The organism is Ruegeria sp. S263 (genome assembly GCF_056780525.1).
Genome location: NZ_CM165558.1, coordinates 508,254 through 522,334, shown reverse-complemented (window position 1 = coordinate 522,334; position 14,081 = coordinate 508,254). Strand labels below are relative to the sequence as shown.

Below are 14,081 nucleotides of genomic sequence, written 5' to 3'. Positions count from 1 at the left end.
TTGAATCTGTTTCCGTTCGTTACAATTGATGACGCCAGGAGGCAGAGCACGGGAGGACGAATACTGTGAGCATTCCGCGGCTGTTGGTGGTCGATGACGACCCGGACATGCGGTCAATGATGACCCAGTTCCTGCAGCAAAACGGCTTTATCGCCCTGCCCGCCAGTTCCGAGGCTGAAATTCGCGCACACCTGAATGCGGGCCGCATCGACCTTATTCTGCTGGACGTCATGCTGGGCGATGAGAACGGTGTTGAAATCTGTTCCCGGCTGCGTGCCGAACAGGACGTGCCGATCATTCTGGTATCCGCTTTGTCGGCAGATCACCAACGCATGGCGGGGTACGAGGTTGGGGCCGATGACTACATCGCCAAGCCGTTCAATCCTCAACTACTGCTGGCCCGCGTGCGCGCAGTAATGCAACGGGCGCGCCGGACGCCTTCTCTGGCCTACCGCCGCCGGACTCGTAGCTTCCGGTTCGACGGGTGGCTCTATGACGGTAAACGGGATGAGGTGCACTCACCCGAGGGTTATCTGGTCGCGCTGTCGCAACGTGAAACGGCGCTGCTGAAGGTTTTGCTGGCCAATCCGCATATTCCACTGAAGCGCGACGAAATCGTTACCGCGCTGGACGTAACCGGCGACTCAGACAAGCCAGAAGCGCAAGGACGGGCCATCGACATGCTGGTTGGTCGCTTGCGGTCAAAGATCGAAACCAATCCGAAGGACCCGCAGATGCTGCGCACTGAGCGCGGCGTTGGATACGTGTTCGCCGCAGATGTTTCGGTGCAAGAGGAATGACGTTGCGCCTGCGCAACCTCGGCTGGATCTGGGCGGTATCAGCATTTGCCGTAGGAGTGCTCTGCGCTAGCCTGTGGTTCGCGTCATCCCGCGCCTGGACCCAGTTCCAGATGCGTTCGTTTGTTGCCGGTTTTACGATCTATGAGGACCTGCGCACCGGAATGGTCTCCTCCCCTGAGTTTTCCATCACACCTTTGTCGCCTGACAATGCAACGCTTGCAGAGAGAGGTGAGTTCAACCGCGTTCCGGGTTTTTCCGACCGCCGGTTCGTGACCAACCTGTCCATCCTGACCGACAGTTCGTCCCCACTGAGTGGACGGGAACTGACGCTGGCCGTCCTGTCTGACCGGTTGGTCTATCCGGTGTCCGATATCGTTTCCGGCAGCGATCAGACCGGCCCCGAAAAGATGGGCAACCTGACCAAACTGCTGGCGACTTATTGCAGTGAGCCCATCGTGTTCGCGCAATTCGGACGGGGGCCATGGTACCAGGTGGATGGAACGAATATCTGGGGATGCCGGGCCGCGCCTGCTGACCTGAGATTGCCGGCAATCCTGTTGGGCGTTGTCGCGCTGGCGGTGATCATGACGTCGGTCGGGAACGCGTCGGATACGTTCACACGTTTTTCCCACGCTTTGCGAGAGCGCCAGCGGCGCGGCGGTCCGGACAGTTATGACACGAGCGGCCCCGCTGAACTGCAGGACATCGTATCGGCCGTAAACGCACATCTCGAAGCGGAACGCGCGCAACTGGAAAAACGTGCAACAGTTCTGTCCGGGGTCAGTCATGACCTTGGAACGCCGGCAACCCGTGTCCGGCTTAGGGCCGCCCTGATCCCGGATGACGAGCTGCGCGAAAAGCTCGAGGCGGATGTGGATCAGATGACGGGGATGATCGAAAGCGTCCTGACCTACACGCGGTCTGAACTCAGCGTTGAAGAGCCGCGCCAGATTTCACTGACCGCTTTGGTCGAAGCGGTCGTCGCTGATTATCAGGACATGGATCTGCCGGTTACCTTGCAAAAGGTCGATCCGGTGGCGGTGCAGGGCGCGCCTTCGGTCTTCATGTCCCGCCGGGGACAAGGCAGCCTGCCCGAGACACGGCGTATGCTGGTCATGGGGCGACCGATTTCCCTGAAACGCGCCTTGACCAACCTGATTGACAACGCCCTGAAATATGGTCGCCATGCCGAGGTGCAACTGGAAACGGATGCGCGCACCGCAACCATCACAATTCAGGATAAGGGCACCGATCTGTCCGTTTCGGATATCGAAGATTTGATGACCCCGTTTCGGCGTGGATCGAATACGGGATCGTCCGATGGTTTCGGGCTGGGTCTGACGATTGCCGCGACAGTTGCAGAACAACACGGAGGCGCGCTGAGTTTCGAGGCCGGCGACAGGGGCCTGCGCGCGTGCCTGCAGATCACCCGGCAATAACAGGTCAGGTCATATAGCTGCGCACCAACGCACCTGCGATCAGGGACCAGCCATCCGCGATAACAAAGAATGCCAACTTAAACGGCAGCGATACTGTCGCTGGTGGCACCATCATCATGCCCATAGACATCAGTACCGCAGCTACAACCAGGTCGATGATCAGGAAGGGCAGGAAGATCAGAAAACCAATCTGAAATGCCCGAGCAATTTCAGACAACATGAAAGACGGCATCAGAATCGAAAGCGGCGCTTGGGGCGACAAGGCAATCGCCTCCCCCTCAGGACGCAGGGCGGCCATCGCATGAAATGTATCCGGATCTAGCCGAGCCGCCATAAAGCTTCGAAATGGCTGCAGGGCGCGCTCAAGCGCCGGTTCCACATCCATTGTTTCGTCGATCATTGGGCGAATGCCGGTTGTCCAGGCTTCGGTAAAGACCGGCTCCATAATGAAATAGGTGAGAAACAGCGCCAGGCTAACGATCAGCATATTGGGCGGAGATTGCTGCAATCCGATACCTTGTCGCAGGATAGCCAGAACCGTGATCAGAAAAGGAAAGCACGTGATCATGATCGCCAGTCCGGGCGCAAGGCTCAGCACTGTGATCAGAAGGATCAACTGGATGGTCCGCGCCGAGATCGAGCCGCCCTCTCCCAGCGAGAGCGACAGCTCTTGCGCCGCCGCCAGCGAGGGCATCAAAGATACAGCGGCCACGGCCACCCAAAGCAGCAAGCGCATCAACCGATCCCGTTCTGCAAGTCCGCAATCTCGGTCAACCTCACGGCTAGCTGACCCGCCTGATCGCCCTCCATCTCTTCCAACAGTCCGCGCGCCACCAAGTGATCGCCAACATACAGATCGACCGGGTCTTCGATCCGCTTGTCCAAGGTTAGCACCGCATTCTCACCCATGTTCAGCAAATCCCGGATCAGGGGACGCGCGCGCCCGACCGAGACCGTGACCTCGATCGGGACAGAGTCGAAGGGACTGGACTTTTCAGGTTTTGGGATTTGGTCGTCACTCATGGCTCAATGCCTCTTTTGCCTCAAAAACATACGCGTCGAATGCGCCTGAGATCGTTGCAAGCAGGGCGCTGCAATCTACCTCACGTTGGAATACACCGACCTGCAAGCGCGCTTGACCGGGCTCCAATGCCGGGTCTTCAATCACCTGGGTCTCGGAGGACAGACTCTCTGGCACCATGCTCTCCAACTCGGGCGCGCACCCTTCGGGCACAAAGGCCTGCATGGGCTGCCCGATGTGATCACGCGCCATTTCGGTCAACTGTTCGACCAGCCGGGCCGCAAAACCCCGATCCAGTGATTCGGGCAAAACGGTTCGCATTAGACTCTGGAACATCGGCTCCAACGACGTGGACATCCGTGCAATCGCTTCGTGATATGTGAAGGACATATCCTCAAGTGATTTGGCCAGAGTTGCAGACGCCTCGCCACGGTCCTGTTCCCGCGCCTGAAGCGCGTCTTCCCATCCTGCGCTGTAGCCTGCTTCAAACGCAGCCAGCCGCATTTCTTCCAGCGCGTCGTCATCCAGGAGATGCACCTTTCCTGTTCCAGCCTGCAGGGTGCAATCTTCCAGAAGGTGAGCAATTGACATCAGACCCGCTCCTCCTCTTCCTCAAGCCAACTGCGCAGGATTTCGACAGTCTCTTCCTGCTTGTCGCCGATCATCGCCCGCAGCCGCTCCACCGGATCAGCGCCGGTTGACGGAGCAAGTGCTGGTACGTTGCCTGCGGGTGCCTGCGCCTCAAGCGGAGCGAAATTGCCGTTGTCCCTGGTCGCAATCTCGCCGGTCAGGGCAGCATCTGGCTCGGTCGGCTGGGACGCAGGCAACAAGGAGGTCGCTTCGCTCGGTTTCGTTAGGATTGGGCGGATCACGAACAGGCCCAAAACCAGAGCGACAAACGCCAGAACCACCATCTGAATTAACGACATCGCGTCCAAATGCACTTTTTGCCAGATCGAAGCAGACGCCAAGGTCCCCTGTGGTTCAACCACCGGGAGGTTCAGGGACTTTAAGGTAATCACGTCCCCGCGTTCGGCGTCGAAACCAACCGCTGAGGCCACCAATTCCTCAAGCGCGGCAAGTTCAGCCTGCGGCATCGGTTCGAAGCGTTCCACCCCAGCGGCATCCACCGCTCGAGTTCCGTTCACCAGAACGGCGACAGTCAGTCTTTTGACCACCCCCGGTGCATTGTGAACCTCAAGCTCTGTCTCTGAAACCTCATAGTTCACACGTTCGCGCGTTTGCGTCGCGTTCGAGTTCGAACTCATCACCGCCCGCGCCATCGCCATCCGGCAGGTTCGACGCCACCGTTACATCCGCCGATTGGTTCCGCGCACTGTCCGAGCGTTCCTCGACATCCGTGCTGATCGCGACCCGACCGTTGGGATCAAACCGACGTTCGCGTATGGATTCCGTTTTGGTCACGGTATCAACGCTGACCTCAACAACCGCGTTTCCGGCCCCGACTCGAGCTTCGACAAGGCGCAAGACCCGCTCGCGCAACTGGCGCGACTTTTCATCAGCCGTGTCCGAGGCAACAGCATTATCCTGCGCGCCAATCACGGCCCCGCTGGAATCGATTACCGCCACATTCTCGGGCGCAAGCCCGCTGACGGCCGAGGCAACAAGAAACCGGATCGCCTTGGCCTGATCCGCTGTAATTTCCGCCCCTGAAGACACCACATAGACCGACGCCGTCGGCGCGATGCTGCGTTGAAACGGATTGGTTGATCCATTCGCGATATGCACACGCGCCTGACTGATATGCGGGCTGCCAACGATGGTCCGGGCCAGCTCACCTTCTTTTGCACGCCAATAAGCAGCATCGAACATCTGCGACGTCGTGCCAAAACCGCTAAGCGAATCCAGAAGCTCGTACCCCTGCGTTCCGTTGGCGGGCAAACCTTCGCTCGCCAGTGTCATGCGCAGTTCGTCCCGCTGCGACCCCGGCACATAGATCGAGCCGCCCCGAATCTCGTAGGGAACGCCACGGTGTTCCAGCGATCGGACGATATCCCCCGCCGCGCCACTTTCCAGCCCGGCATAGAGCAAGGTCATCGACGGTGCCGTCACCAATCGCGACATCGCAAGGACGCCCAAAAACACCAGCACAACCGCACCGGCAAGGATGATTTGTTTACGCCTGTCCAAACTAGCCCAGACAGTTCCGATCTGCTGCACGCTCACCTCCGACTCGCCGACATTCTGCCCGGCGCATCCCTTGTTTGGACGATTGCCCTTAACAATCGGTTAGTCCCTGCCGGGTTATGACGATCGCAGAACGGATGAATGAGGACCTCATGACCGACGCGACCGCAGAACAGGCAGAAATCCCGAAAAAATCGGGGAAAATGGGGCTGATCATCGGGCTGATTCTGGCGATGATTGGCGCAGCAGGCGGGTATTTTCTGACCACCTCGGGGGCGTTGCCAATCGGGACCAAGACCAGCACGCATGAGGCCAAGGAAAAAAAGAAAAATACGCCCGGAATGGCGTTGCCCGATGTTGGCTTTGTCGACCTTCCGCCAGTGATCGTTTCGGTAAATACAGGCGCGTCCCGCCACTTGAAATTTCACGCTCAACTTGAGGTGAGTTCTGAATTCCTGGGTGACGTCGAAAAAGTGAAACCGCGAATCATGGACGTTCTGAACGGATACCTGCGCGCGGTCGAAATCTCAGACCTCGAAGATTCTCTGGCGCTTATGCGTATCCGCGGACACCTGCTTCGGCGCATCGGAATAGTCGTCGGAGAAGATCGCGTGCGCGATGTCCTCGTCATGGAATTCGTACTGAACTAGGAGGCGAAGTTGGAACTGATCGCAGATATGTTGCTTGTTGCGGGGGCCCTTGGTGCGGGTTTGTACTGCTTCGTTCTGTCCCGGCGCCTGAGGCGTTTCACAGATCTGGAAAAAGGGGTCGGTGGCGCGGTGGCTGTCTTGTCGACGCAGGCGGATGAATTGAAGAAATCACTGGATGCAGCGCGGGCGGCGACTGACAAATCTGGGGATGACTTGAAGGACCTGACCCAGCGAGCAGAAACAGTTGCGCAGCAGTTGGAACTGATGATGGCGTCGATGCACGACGTCATCACGGAAGAACCCAAGCCCGAAGCCCCCACCAAAGCCGAAACTGATACTGCGCCAGAGGCCCCAGAGGCTGAGATTTCACCAGACGTCGCTCACAGAGCTGACACATCAGAAGATGATGCGGATCACGTCCAGAAACCAGAGCAAGACAGCCCCGCCAAACGACCGGTTGGCCTGATGTTCATGCGGCATGGTCGTAATCGGGGCGAGGTCACAGGATGAAGCGCGAACCTGCCAACCGACCCAAAGGTGGTGTTCTTGCAGTGATATCCGCTTTGATGGTCGGCTCAGCCGCGATTCGAGTGGGACTTGAAGCCGGACCTGCCCTCGCCAAGACCACCGAACCAACGGCATCCGAGCCCGCCAATACTCAGGTAGACCGGCCCGGGGCGCAGGAACTTCTGACCGCGCTGTTGCGCCGCGAAGAAGCGTTGAAAGACCGCGAGGCGGCGTTGCAGGTCAAGGAAAAGGCCCTGAGTATCGCGGATCGGGCCATTGCGAGCAGGTTGGTCGCCTTGCAGGAGGCCGAAGAAAACCTGCGCGAAACGCTGGCCTATGCCGAAAAAGCCGCCGAAACCGACCTGACACGCCTGACTGACGTTTATCAAAGCATGAAGCCGAAAGACGCCGCAGCCTTGTTTGAAACGATGGACCCGGGGTTTGCGGCAGGTTTCCTGTCGCGCATGCCACCCGATGCGGCAGCGGGCGTTCTGGCCGGGCTCAGCCCCGAGGCGGCTTATACGATCAGTGTCATCATGGCCGGTCGAAACGCCTCAGCCCCCCAAGAATGACCTGAATCTTAACACCCGCCTTTGACTCTGCTGGAGATCACACATGATCGGACTAATCGGAATTGTCGTCATTTTCGTCATGGTATTTGGTGGCTATCTGGCTGCTGGTGGCAAGATGGCAATTATTTTGAAATCGCTACCGTTTGAAATGATGATGATCGGGGGGGCGGCTGTCGGTGCTTTTCTGATCAGCAACGACCTGAGCGCTGTGAAACACACCGCCAAGGACATCGGCAAAGTGTTCAGGGGCCCGAAATGGAAGCCGGAAGACTATCGCGATCTCTTGTGCCTGTTGTTTTCCCTGATCCGAATAGCAAAGGCCAATCCGGTCGAGGTGGAACAGCACATAGAAGATCCCCAAAATTCATCTTTGTTTTTGGCCTACCCAAAAATTCAGTCAGACAAGGAGGCCGTTGATCTGATTTGCGACACGATGCGCTCTGCGTCGATGAACTATGACGATCCGCATCAAGTGGAAGAAGTGCTGGAAAAGCGGATGGAGGCGAATTTTCATCATGCCATGCATTCCAGCCACGCCCTTCAAACGGTTGCTGATGGCCTGCCCGCTCTGGGGATTGTCGCCGCTGTTTTGGGTGTGATCAAGACAATGGGCTCCATCGACCAGCCACCCGAAGTTCTGGGGAAACTGATTGGCGGCGCCCTGGTCGGGACGTTTTTGGGAGTTTTCCTGGCTTACGGTCTGGTCGGACCCTCCGCCGGCAAGCTGAAAGCCGTCGTTGAGGAAGACAACCATTTCTACCAACTGATCAGGGAGGTTCTGGTCGCCAATTTACACAACCACAATCCTGCAATGTGTATCGAAGTCGGACGTCAGAACACGCCCACCCATAACCGACCGGGCTTCTCCGAGCTGGAAGATGCGTTGAAAGAGCTCAAGCAGGCCGCGGCATGATCAGGGCAGGAATACTCGCAGCGGTTCTAATGGGATTGGCTCGGGCGGCAGTCGCGCAGGATGTTCCGGTTCGGTCAGGTGAACACGAAGGTTACACACGGCTGGTTGTGCAGGTGCCCGCGAACACGGGCTGGACCCTTGCACAGACCAAAAACGGCGCGCGCCTGAGCGTCGCGTTGGATGGCGTGAAATTCGATACCCGCTCGGTCTCTCGCCGGTTGACGCAAGATCGTCTGGCGGCGATTTCACAGAGCACTCCGGGAGGAGCACTGGAAATGCAATTCGGTTGCGACTGTGTCGCGTCCTCGTTTTTGCACAACAAGACGATGATCGTGGTGGATATTACTCCGGCGGCACTGCTCCCGGAAATCAGCGGCGATATTCCACCCCCGCTGCTGCCCAAAACGACCCCGGCGCAAAACCCGTTGAAGCAAACACAACTGCCGGAGGCGTTGTCGCTGCCACTATTGAGCTTGAATGCGCAACAGCTTGAAAGCCAGTTATCGACCCGGCTTCTACAGGGTGCCGACCGCGAACTCGTCGACCTCAGGATTGCTCCGGTTGGGCCCAGAGCGTCCATCGCGCAAGAACCTGTGCTTGCGCCGATGGATCCGGGCGCAAATATCACCGTGACTTCGGCTTTGGATGAATTGGATGAATTTCTGGATGCAGGCATTATCCCGAATGAACGCCAGCCTCAGTGCCTGTCCAGCGCAGACCTAAGCTTTGGGACATGGGGCGGAACGAAGCCGTTTCCAGAACTGGTGTCAGCGCTCCGGTCAGCAATGTATCAGGAATTCGATACCCTCGATGAAACGAAGGTATTGGAATTGGCAAAGCTATACGCGTCCCATGGGTTTGGCGCAGAAGCGATTCAGGCATTGGGCTTGTTGGACCCGAATTCGCGTGAATCAGAACGCATCAACGCGATCGCGCAGTATATGGACGACGGTCAAGTTTCCGGGTCAAATCCGTTCAAAGGCCAGCAAGGGTGTGACAGCGACGCGGCATTGTGGGGGGTGCTGACCGAAGGGAACCTATCGGGTGATGTTCGGTTGAAGACAGTGGAACAGACCTTCCAGCGCCTGCCGAAACATCTACGGCGTCAGGTAGGTCCGGCCTTGGCCGAGATTTTGACTGAAGGTAAGGAACTAGAGGCCGCCCGGCGCGTATTGCGGGCAATTGACCGGGTTTCGGATTATTCCACGGCAAGAGCGTCGCAGGCCAAGGCGACCGTCGCAACGGCGGAGGGCGATGGACAACGCGCCGAAACACACCTGGCGGACGTCATCTCATCTTCGGACACAACGGTAGAGGCTCCGCTGGCCCTTGCACGACTTGTCGAGAAACGGTGGTTCGACAGAGGCTCTGTTTCTGCGAAAGAAGTCGAATTGGCTGCCTCTTACGCTGTTGAATTCCGAGGTTCAGAGTTTCAGCCCATGACCCAGCGCACCCATGCAGTTGCCCTAAGCCTGAATCATGAATTTGATCAGGCGCTGAACCTTCTGGGGGAAATCCCTAAGGACGCGGAGTATGAGGTCGCATTAAACCGGGTCACGCAAATGCTGGTGGAACGTGCAGATGACACGACTTTTTTGCGCCGCACGCTGATCATGTCGAAAAGAAACACCTACGCTCTGTCGACAGAAACCGCCGTCGCGGTAGCAACCCGGTTGGCATCGCTTGGTTTTGCGGGTCCGGCCCATTCCATGGTAAGTCGTATTCAAGACAAGACGCAAAAATCGGATCGCGCGCGTGTTCGGGCCCAATCTGCCTTGCAGAGTAACCGACCGCATCAGGCGCTGCTTGAACTGGCTACAACCCCGTCTACGGATGCTGTTGATCTTAGGGCACAGGCGTTGCAGGCAACGGGCGACTTCGCCGCCGCGGCCAACGTGTTAAGGGCCTCGGGTCAGCATGAAGCGGCTAACAGATTATTCTGGTTGGCCAATCTTAATGATGAAGTAAAAACTGAACATGACGATCGGTTTAGCCAAGCCAGCCAATCCACTCAGTTCCTTTCGCAACCTTTGACCCGCAGCCCGGACAGGCCTTTGGCCGATGCCAGAGAGCTATTGCAGCACAGTGCCAATACCCGACGGGAGATTGCTGCGCTCCTGTCGAAAATTGGCTGAATGAAAACTGGAGGAATGGAAAAATTTGTTTTGTTAGAGCCTTTTTCGATCGATTATCGAGTAACGGGGTGAAAGATTAATTGTGCCAAATCAGAATAGCGGCTTGTCGGTTCGCACCATCCCAAAATGGCAGTTCGGATGGCATTCGCCCTTCGCTCACCCACCACAGGCGCGGCAAATTCTGTGTATTTGGCGATTACGTCTTCGCGTTCAAAGGGTACTTCGGGACCGCCGCGGGCATGAACATCGCCCGAATCCAACACTCGTCCATCTGTGGTCTGGATGCTTACATCCGCCCATCTGCCTTTCGGAAATCGCTCAGCGTGGCGCTTGGACCGAGAGGTATGAATGCGCGCCATGAACTCGGCAACAGACGGGTCGGCCAGGCCAGCCCCAGAAATATGCTCGACCCCAATCCGTCCGTAAATCGCCTGAACCGCCACGGCAAAGGGCAGGGAATACTGCGCCTGTGACGTCGTTTTGGGCATTCCCCCAAACAGGCACACAGCCTCATCAAAACTGTTGATCTGGATGGACAGAATTTGGTCGTGCGTCAGATCATTCGACTCCATGACCGCGCGAACCGCATCAATCGCCGCGTGCGCCCAGCGGCAGATCGGATAAGGTTTTACATATTGGTGTTCAACCTGCCAGAACTGACCCAGATCAGCCCAATGAGATGCCGCAGATTGGGCTTCAATCGTGATGGCCGGGGCGCCGGTAAATCCCTTTTCGGCTAGAACAGCGGCGGACAGCCCAACCAGAGTCCCCCAGCCAGAGCCGTCGTGCAGCATCGTTGGATTCGCAATTTCCCGCATCATTTGACTGCGCGGGCCGTGATACTCGGCGATCCCCATCGCCTGTCGCAATTGTTCCGATGTATGCTCTCGCAAGCGCGCGGCCATTGCCGCCACACCCAGCGCGTTCCACGCACCCGATGTATGATAATCGTCGACCGAGGCGTGCAGCGATAACCCGGCGCGCCCCGCAACCTCATACCCGGTGATCACGGCAGCCAGCGCGTCGGGTCCGGTCAGGTCGGGGCAATGCTCGGCGAGGGCGACTAGCGTGGGCAAGACGACAACGCCGATATGCCCCTTGGTCGGGTTGTACCCGTCATGCCCGTCCAGATTGTCGGTTTGGGTTGCCATGGCATAGGCAGCCCCTGCCATGCTGACCCGACGCCCATCGAACATCATACGCGCGCTAAAATCTTCCTGCGTGCTGGCATACAGCACTGACGCTGTTTCACGGGCGATCACCCCCGCCTCCATCGGACCAGAGGCGATCAGGATACCCATAGTGTCCAGCATCATCAGGGCGGCAGCGTCCATCGCGCTTTGCGGCAATTGGTCCGCTGTCCGGCGCAGTGCAAAATCCGCGACTTGGTCGAACGTCCCCGTCATTTTACCGGGTCCGCCACAGGTTGCCTTATGTCCCGAAGCCGCAGACCTGACGGATCAAATGGCGGCTCAGCCAAAAGCGTGGCCTTGTGCGGTCTGCCCAGGATGAAAATACTCACCGTATCTCCGGGCTGGGCAACCTTGGGGTTGGCATAGCCGATCGCCAGAGACTTCCCTACGCTGTAACCGAATGCGCCAGAGGTCACCCGCCCAATCGGCGTTCCCTCCGGGGTGAAAATCGGCTCGCCACCAGATGCATCGGCATTGGTTGCCTCCACTTCAAACATCGACAGAACCTCGCGTGGGGTATTGTCTTTGACGGCCAGATACGCGTCCTTGTGCAAGAAAACCTTGTCCAGCTTGATCAGCCCGGCTAGCCCAACTTCTTGCGGCCAATATTCCTGAGAATACTCCCGCCCCCAGGAACCGTATCCCTTTTCAATCCGCAATGACCCCAACGCGCGGCCGCCAACCGGGCCGCCGCCCAAGTCATTCGCGGCCTCCAAAAGTGCAGTATAGAGCCTGATTTGATCTTCTTCGGCGCAATGAAGCTCCCACCCCAGGTCACCGGTAAAGCTGACGCGGATGGCAAGACAGGACACACCCGCAACCTCGATCCGGCGGGACCGCATAAAGCTGAACCCTTCGTTTGACAGGTCCGCATTCGTGAGGCGCTGCAACAGGTCACGCGACTTTGGCCCTGCCACGTTAAAGCCCGCAATACGGTTCGTGGCGACTTCGAGCGTTGTACCTTCGGGCAGATCGACCATGTTGAAGAACCGCTGGTGATAGCGTTCTGCCATGCCCGAGCCGATCATCATGTACTCGTCCTCGGCAGTCTTGGTGATGGTGAAATCACCCGCAACTCCGCCGCGCACCGAGATCATGGGGGTCAGACAGGACCGCCCAATCTGAGTCGGCACACGGTTGGCGACCAGACGATCCAACCAATCATACGCGCCGGGGCCCTTGACGATGTAGTTGGCGAAGTTCGAGATGTCGATCACACCCACATGTTCACGCAACATCTGCGCCTCGCGGCCCACAGGTTCCCACCAGTTCTGGCGTGTAAAGCCGTTTGTGTCAGTCACTCCGGGTTGCTCGGCAAACCAGAGCGGGTGTTCCCAACCGCAGTTCAGACCAAAGACACAGCCCAAGTCTTTTTGCATCTGATAGGCCGGGCGCAGACGAGCGGGACGTCCCGCGCTGCGTTCTTCATTCGGGAAGTGGATGGCGAAACGGTGCGTATAAGCGTCTTGGACACGCGCCTTGGTGAATTTCTTGTCGGCCCAGTCGCCAAAGCGCGCCAAATCCCACGCAAACATGTCATATTGCGGCTCGCCCTCGATCATCCACTGTGCTGACAGCAGGCCAAGACCGCCCGATTGCGAAAATCCGGGAATGATCCCGGTGCAGCAGAAATAGTTCTGCAACTCGGGCACCGGCCCCCAGATCGCGTTGGAATCGGGCGACCAGATCATAGGGCCGTTGATCACCCGTTTCACACCCGCGGTCGCGGCGACTGGCACACGTTCGGTGGCACGAATGACGTTTTCCATGATCCGGTCCAGATCGTCGGGGAACAGATCGTGGGCAAAGTCCAGCGGCGTGCCGTTTTCGGCCCAAAACTTCATGTCTTTTTCGTAGGCACCGATCAGCAGCCCGTTGCCCTCCTGCCGGAAATAGTACTCACCGTCCCGGTCGGCGATGGATGGCAGGCGGCGGCCCAAGGCGGCGACCTCATCAATCGCTTCGGTGACGAAATACTGATGTTCGGTGGGTTGCAAAGGCAATTCGATCCCGGCCAGCGCCGCAACTTCCCGCCCCCATAGACCGCCTGCATTGACCACCCACTGCGTGTGGATGTCCCCCTTTTTCGTGCGCACGATCCACGAGCCGTCGGATTGCTGTTCAGTGCCTAGTACAGGGCAAAACCGCTCAATCGAGGCGCCCATCGCGCGGGCGCCAGCAGCATAGGCGTGGGTCACGCCCGAAGGATCGACATTGCCGCCATCCGGTTCGAACATGATGCAACGAATGTCATCGAACTGTGCCAGCGGGTGCAATTCCATCGCTTGTTCGCGGCTAATCTCGTGGAAATTCAGGCCATAGAATTTTGCCTTAGCCTCTTGCAGACGCAACTGGTGTTCGCGGTCCTCGGTCTGCGCCAGATAAAGCGAACCGGACTGGAAAACTCCACAGCCCTGCCCGGTTTCCTTCTCCAGCTCTTTATACAGGTTCATCGTATAATGCTGGATGCGGGTGATGTTGTTGTTATCGTGCAGCCCGTGGATATTGGCCGCCGCGTGCCATGTGGACCCGCTGGTCAGTTCATCGCGTTCCAGCAGGACAACATCGGTCCAGCCGAGCTTGGCCAGATGATACAGGATCGAGCAGCCGACCAGCCCCCCTCCGATCACAACGGCTTGTGCGTGGGTTTTCATCGGCGTGACCTCCTGCTGGCGCGCGAATAAACTCTTACCAGAAAGTCAG

The 14,081-nt window shown here is 58.0% G+C and carries 12 protein-coding genes and 1 pseudogene; 7 read left to right on the top strand and 6 right to left on the bottom strand.

The window, feature by feature from the left end; all coding sequences use genetic code 11:
• Positions 1-65 precede the first annotated feature (65 nt).
• A complete protein-coding gene (locus tag ACT2B1_RS02515) occupies positions 66-800 on the top strand; it encodes a response regulator transcription factor (RefSeq protein ID WP_481668512.1) in 735 nt (244 codons plus the stop codon).
• Positions 797-2,239: a sensor histidine kinase gene (locus ACT2B1_RS02510; RefSeq protein WP_171211652.1), complete on the top strand. Its 1,443-nt coding sequence runs from the start codon at positions 797-799 to the stop codon at positions 2,237-2,239. The genes ACT2B1_RS02515 and ACT2B1_RS02510 overlap by 4 nt, the downstream gene beginning before the upstream one ends.
• A gap of 4 nt (positions 2,240-2,243) precedes the next feature.
• Here ACT2B1_RS02510 and fliP read toward each other — a convergent pair whose 3' ends face one another.
• From fliP to fliF, 4 genes and pseudogenes are all read right to left on the bottom strand, one after another.
• Complete coding sequence (gene fliP / locus ACT2B1_RS02505) at positions 2,244-2,975, bottom strand: flagellar type III secretion system pore protein FliP (RefSeq protein WP_171134838.1); 732 nt, start codon at positions 2,973-2,975, stop codon at positions 2,244-2,246.
• A complete protein-coding gene (locus ACT2B1_RS02500; RefSeq protein WP_171123022.1) occupies positions 2,975-3,262 on the bottom strand; it encodes a FliM/FliN family flagellar motor switch protein in 288 nt (95 codons plus the stop codon). Before ACT2B1_RS02500 ends, fliP begins: the two co-directional genes overlap by 1 nt.
• Positions 3,255-3,851, bottom strand: coding sequence for a FliH/SctL family protein (locus tag ACT2B1_RS02495; protein ID WP_481668511.1), 597 nt, complete (start codon positions 3,849-3,851; stop codon positions 3,255-3,257). The genes ACT2B1_RS02500 and ACT2B1_RS02495 overlap by 8 nt, the downstream gene beginning before the upstream one ends.
• Positions 3,851-5,441, bottom strand: a pseudogene (fliF, locus tag ACT2B1_RS02490) (flagellar basal-body MS-ring/collar protein FliF). The gene ACT2B1_RS02495 and the pseudogene fliF overlap by 1 nt, the downstream one beginning before the upstream one ends.
• Positions 5,442-5,560: 119 nt before the next feature.
• Here fliF and ACT2B1_RS02485 point away from each other — a divergent pair.
• The 5 genes from ACT2B1_RS02485 to ACT2B1_RS02465 are packed head-to-tail and all read left to right on the top strand — an operon-like array spanning position 5,561 to position 10,185.
• Positions 5,561-6,058, top strand: coding sequence for a flagellar basal body-associated FliL family protein (locus ACT2B1_RS02485; protein WP_481668510.1), 498 nt, complete (start codon positions 5,561-5,563; stop codon positions 6,056-6,058).
• A gap of 9 nt (positions 6,059-6,067) precedes the next feature.
• Positions 6,068-6,568: a DUF6468 domain-containing protein gene (locus ACT2B1_RS02480; protein ID WP_171211648.1), complete on the top strand. Its 501-nt coding sequence runs from the start codon at positions 6,068-6,070 to the stop codon at positions 6,566-6,568.
• Positions 6,565-7,137, top strand: a complete 573-nt coding sequence (locus ACT2B1_RS02475) for a MotE family protein (protein WP_171123032.1) — start codon at positions 6,565-6,567, stop codon at positions 7,135-7,137. Before ACT2B1_RS02480 ends, ACT2B1_RS02475 begins: the two co-directional genes overlap by 4 nt.
• A gap of 43 nt (positions 7,138-7,180) precedes the next feature.
• Positions 7,181-8,050, top strand: coding sequence for a flagellar motor stator protein MotA (motA, locus tag ACT2B1_RS02470; RefSeq protein WP_481668509.1), 870 nt, complete (start codon positions 7,181-7,183; stop codon positions 8,048-8,050).
• Complete coding sequence (locus ACT2B1_RS02465; protein WP_481668508.1) at positions 8,047-10,185, top strand: hypothetical protein; 2,139 nt, start codon at positions 8,047-8,049, stop codon at positions 10,183-10,185. The genes motA and ACT2B1_RS02465 overlap by 4 nt, the downstream gene beginning before the upstream one ends.
• 53 nt (positions 10,186-10,238) lie before the next feature.
• Here the strand turns inward: ACT2B1_RS02465 and ACT2B1_RS02460 are convergent, their stop codons facing one another.
• Together ACT2B1_RS02460 and ACT2B1_RS02455 are read right to left on the bottom strand one after the other, a co-directional pair.
• Positions 10,239-11,591 carry an MmgE/PrpD family protein gene (locus tag ACT2B1_RS02460; RefSeq protein ID WP_171240321.1) on the bottom strand — a complete coding sequence of 451 codons (1,353 nt, stop codon included), beginning with the start codon at positions 11,589-11,591 and terminating at the stop codon, positions 10,239-10,241.
• Complete coding sequence (locus tag ACT2B1_RS02455; RefSeq protein WP_481668507.1) at positions 11,588-14,032, bottom strand: GcvT family protein; 2,445 nt, start codon at positions 14,030-14,032, stop codon at positions 11,588-11,590. The genes ACT2B1_RS02460 and ACT2B1_RS02455 overlap by 4 nt, the downstream gene beginning before the upstream one ends.
• Positions 14,033-14,081: the final 49 nt, after the last annotated feature.

Bases quoted from the DNA above. Each gene is read 5' to 3' on its own strand.
- ACT2B1_RS02510 (WP_171211652.1), top strand. From the start codon at position 797: ATGACGTTGCGCCTGCGCAACCTCGGCTGGATCTGGGCGGTATCAGCA.
- fliP (WP_171134838.1), bottom strand. From the start codon at position 2,975: ATGCGCTTGCTGCTTTGGGTGGCCGTGGCCGCTGTATCTTTGATGCCC.
- ACT2B1_RS02500 (WP_171123022.1), bottom strand. From the start codon at position 3,262: ATGAGTGACGACCAAATCCCAAAACCTGAAAAGTCCAGTCCCTTCGAC.
- ACT2B1_RS02495 (WP_481668511.1), bottom strand. From the start codon at position 3,851: ATGTCAATTGCTCACCTTCTGGAAGATTGCACCCTGCAGGCTGGAACA.
- ACT2B1_RS02485 (WP_481668510.1), top strand. From the start codon at position 5,561: ATGACCGACGCGACCGCAGAACAGGCAGAAATCCCGAAAAAATCGGGG.
- ACT2B1_RS02475 (WP_171123032.1), top strand. From the start codon at position 6,565: ATGAAGCGCGAACCTGCCAACCGACCCAAAGGTGGTGTTCTTGCAGTG.
- motA (WP_481668509.1), top strand. From the start codon at position 7,181: ATGATCGGACTAATCGGAATTGTCGTCATTTTCGTCATGGTATTTGGT.
- ACT2B1_RS02465 (WP_481668508.1), top strand. From the start codon at position 8,047: ATGATCAGGGCAGGAATACTCGCAGCGGTTCTAATGGGATTGGCTCGG.
- ACT2B1_RS02460 (WP_171240321.1), bottom strand. From the start codon at position 11,591: ATGACGGGGACGTTCGACCAAGTCGCGGATTTTGCACTGCGCCGGACA.
- ACT2B1_RS02455 (WP_481668507.1), bottom strand. From the start codon at position 14,032: ATGAAAACCCACGCACAAGCCGTTGTGATCGGAGGGGGGCTGGTCGGC.